The sequence below is a fragment of the Candidatus Methylomirabilota bacterium genome, from assembly GCA_036002485.1.
Lineage (GTDB): Bacteria > Methylomirabilota > Methylomirabilia > Rokubacteriales > CSP1-6 > AR37.
On record DASYTI010000140.1, the window covers coordinates 1 to 3,618 of the forward strand.

At 70.1% G+C, this 3,618-nt stretch carries 3 protein-coding genes; 1 reads left to right on the forward strand and 2 read right to left on the reverse strand.

What is annotated here, in order from left to right:
- Positions 1–214 precede the first annotated feature (214 nt).
- Positions 215–1,261, forward strand: coding sequence for an LLM class flavin-dependent oxidoreductase (locus tag VGT00_13755; GenBank protein ID HEV8532479.1), 1,047 nt, complete (start codon positions 215–217; stop codon positions 1,259–1,261).
- 369 nt (positions 1,262–1,630) lie between these two features.
- On the opposite strand, the gene VGT00_13760 is transcribed toward VGT00_13755, so the two are convergent.
- A complete protein-coding gene (locus tag VGT00_13760) occupies positions 1,631–2,479 on the reverse strand; it encodes an ABC transporter permease (protein ID HEV8532480.1) in 849 nt (282 codons plus the stop codon).
- Positions 2,476–3,429 (reverse strand): ABC transporter permease, encoded by a 954-nt coding sequence (locus VGT00_13765; protein HEV8532481.1) that lies wholly within the window; start codon positions 3,427–3,429, stop codon positions 2,476–2,478. Before VGT00_13765 ends, VGT00_13760 begins: the two co-directional genes overlap by 4 nt.
- Between the last annotated feature and the right edge of the window lie 189 nt (positions 3,430–3,618).

The window sequence follows — 3,618 nt, forward strand, 5'->3', positions numbered from 1 at the left end:
GGGGGGCTCCGCCCCCCTTCCGAAACCTCCCCCCGACCCGATTGCGCCGGCGAAGCCGGCGCTCGAAGCGTAACATTCTGCTCGCGAGGGCACGAGAATTACTCGGACAGACAGACTCTTAGCCTGGACCATTCGCGAGACAACGCCACCCTGATCTACATTTCGATCCCTCTCTCCCAATGGGGGAGAGGGCAGGGTAAGGGGGAGGCTGGAGATGCGATTTGGGCTGTTCCTGCTGTTCGAGTGGTCGGGCCCGGGGCGGGCCTTCGACGCCATGTACGGCGATCTCCTCGAGGAGGTCGTCTACGCCGAGGAGCAGGGGCTGGAGGCCGTGTGGCTCGCCGAGCACCACTTCGTGAGCTACAGCGCCTGCCCACAGCCGCTGATGTTCGCCATCATGGCCGCCGCGCAGACCCGGCGTGTGCGGCTCGGCACCGGGGTGCTCGTCCTCCCCTTCTATCACCCGCTGCGGCTGGCCGGAGAGATCGCGGTGGCCGACGTGCTCACGGGTGGCCGCCTGGAGATCGGGGTGGGCCGCGGAGCCTATCCCTACGAGTTCGCGCGCTACGATGTGCCGTTCGACGAGGGCCGCCAGCGAAGCCAGGAGTGCCTGGAGATCATGCTGCGGGCCTGGCGCGAGGACGACGTGGCGCACAGCGGGCGCTTCTACCAGTTCCCGGCGGCCACCGTGCTGCCGCGGCCGCTACAGCGGCCGCACCCGCCCATCTGGATCGCCGCCCTGAACCCGGAGTCCTTCACCTACGCCATCGGCCATGGGCACCGGCTGCTCAGCACGGTGTTCCGCGAGCCCGTGGACAAAGTGGCCGAGAAGGTCGACCTCTACCGGCGCACCCTCAAAGACGCAGGCAAGACCGAAGCGGACAGCGACCTGGGCCTGCTGCGGATTGCCTACGTGGCGGAGACGGATGCCGCGGCCCGCGAGGCGCTCCCGCACGTGACGAAGACGCACCGCACGTGGCACCACCTGCACTTCGGCAGCGAGAGCGTGCGCGGCGGGGTCGTCCGCTCGGACCCGGTCGAGCACGAGCCCTCGCCGGAGGAGGCGTGGGAGCGGCTGATCATCGGCAGCCCCGAGCGCTGCATCCGGCAGATCCGGGCGCTGGAGGCGGTGGGCGTCGACCTCCTCCTGATGAACATGAACTTCGGCAACATGACGCATCCGGAGGCCATGCGCTCGCTGCGGCTCTTCGGCCGGGAGGTCCTGCCGGCGTTCAGGCGCGAGGCCGCGCCGCGAGGATGATGGGCTCGATGCATGGCCAAGTCGGCGCGGGAGTTGTTTGAAGAAGCAATGAAGCTCGCTACCCAGCCGGACCAATTAAGAAGGCTTCGCGTCATCCATATCCCTCTCCCCCGATGGGGGAGAGGGCAGCCCTTCGAGCTGAGCCGCTGCCGACGAGCGTCAGCGAGGAGAGCGGCGAGGCGAGGGCTGAGATAGTGAGGGGGCGGGGAGGATGGGAAGCTCCCGCGTGCCGTTGTCAGTCGAGCGAGAGCGCCGCCTCACCGACCCACATGCATCGTCGACGCCTTGATCGGCCTCGGCGTCCGACGAAACGCGGTGCGCATGTCGCCCTGGTCGAGGCGAGTTCGCGGTGAACTCGGGGCAAGGATGTCAACGCCCGGCCCCGCCCTGCGGGTCGAGCCAGTCGCGGAGGCCGTCGGCCATCATGTTGAAGCCGAGCACGGCGACCATGATGGCGAGCCCGGGGAAGACGACGATCCAGGGCGCCTGCAGCATGAAGCCCCGGCCGTCGGCGAGCATCAGGCCGAGTGACGGCGTCGGTGGGCGCACCCCGACCCCCACGAACGACAGCGAGGCCTCCACCAGGATGGCGATCGCCATCAGAACGGAAGCCTGGACCAGCACGGGGGTGGCGGCGTTCGGCAGGATGTGGCCCAGAATGAGCCGGGGCGCGGTGGCCCCGAGCGCGCGGGCGCCGTCCACGTAGCTCTCCACCTTCGCGGCCAGGACCGCCGCCCGCACCACGCGCGCGATGATGGGCAGATAGACGACGGCGAGGGCCAGGGACACGAGGACGACGCCCGTGCCGAACACGCTCATGAGCGCGATGGCGAGCAGGATCGCGGGAAAGGCCATGAGCACGTCGAGCGGTCGCATGATCAGCTGTTCCGGCAGGCCCTCGACGTACCCCGCGACCAGGCCGAGGGGCCCGCCGATCGCAAGCGCGAGGGCCACGGATCCCAGGGCGACGCCAAGGGAGACCCGGTAGGCGTGGACGACGCGACTCAGCACGCTCCGGCCGAGATCGTCCATGCCAAAGGGCTCGGCAAGGGTCGGCGCGCGCATCGCGAAGTCCTTGGCGATCTCCGTCGGACTCCCCGGGAGCACCACGGGGGCGAGCAGCGCGAGGAGGGCCAGGCCCGCGACCAGGAGCAACCCCGACAGGGCGACGCGGGACGGCCCCGCCGGCCCCCAGCGCCGCGCGCCCCCCGGCGTCATGGCCGCCTCACCCGGGGATCGATGATGCCGTACAGGATGTCGGTCGCCAGGTTCACCAGCATGAACATCGCCCCGATGACCAGCACCGTGCTCTGCACGACCGGGTAGTTGCGCTCGAGGACGGCGTCGAGCGTCATCCGCCCCACGCCGGGCAGGGTGAAGATCGTCTCGACGACGATGGCGCCGCCCAGCATGTAGCCGACCTGCAGTCCCAGCACGGTGACGATGGGAATGGCAGCGTTCGGCAGCACGTGCCGGAACAGGACGGCGCGCTCGGCGAGCCCCTTGGCGCGGGCGTACTGCACGAAGCCTCGAGGCACGGTGTCGAGCACCGCGGCGCGGGTGAGCCGCCCCAGCACGGCGGCGCGGCTCAGGGCCAGGGTGAGCGCGGGCAGGACGAGGTGGAGAAGGTTGTCGACCGGACTCTCCCCGAAGGCCACGAAGCCGCTCGAGGGCAGGAGGCCGAGCCCGAGCGAGACGAGCAGGATCAGCATGATGCCGAGCCAGAAGTCCGGGATGGAGATGCCGAGCAGGCCGATGGTGAGCGATGCCCGGTCGGCGACGCCGCCCCGGTGGCCGCCGCCCAGGAGCCCGAGGGGCACGCCGATGAGCGCCGCGCATGCGGTGGCGAGCAGGGTCAGCTCGGCGGTGACGGGGAGGCGGTCGAGGATCATGCGGCCGATCGGCTCGTTCTGGCGAAAGTCCAGGCCGAAGTCGCCCCGCGCGAGCCCGCCGAGCCACATGAGGTACTGGCGAGGGAGCGGCTCGTCCAGATGGAACTCCGCGCGGAGGGCGCGCACCGCCTCCGGGGTGGCCTTGTAGCCGAGGACGGTGACGGCGGGATCGCCCGGCACGACCCGCATGAGCGCGAACACGAGCACACTCATGCCGAGGAGCAGCGGCACGGCCAGGGCGAGCCGGCGAGCCGCGTAGATCCAGGGCGAGGACACCCCCTCACCCTGCCCTCTCCCCCAGTGGGGGAGAGGGATCAGAATGAAGAGAACGGCGGCGCGAGAGCGTTCTCATCCCACTCCCCGCGGCGGACTATGCGCGAACACGTGGCCCCCTCACCCTGCCCTCTCCCCCACTGGGGGAGAGGGATCAGAATGAAGAGAGCGGCGTCGCGCGAGTGTTCTCAT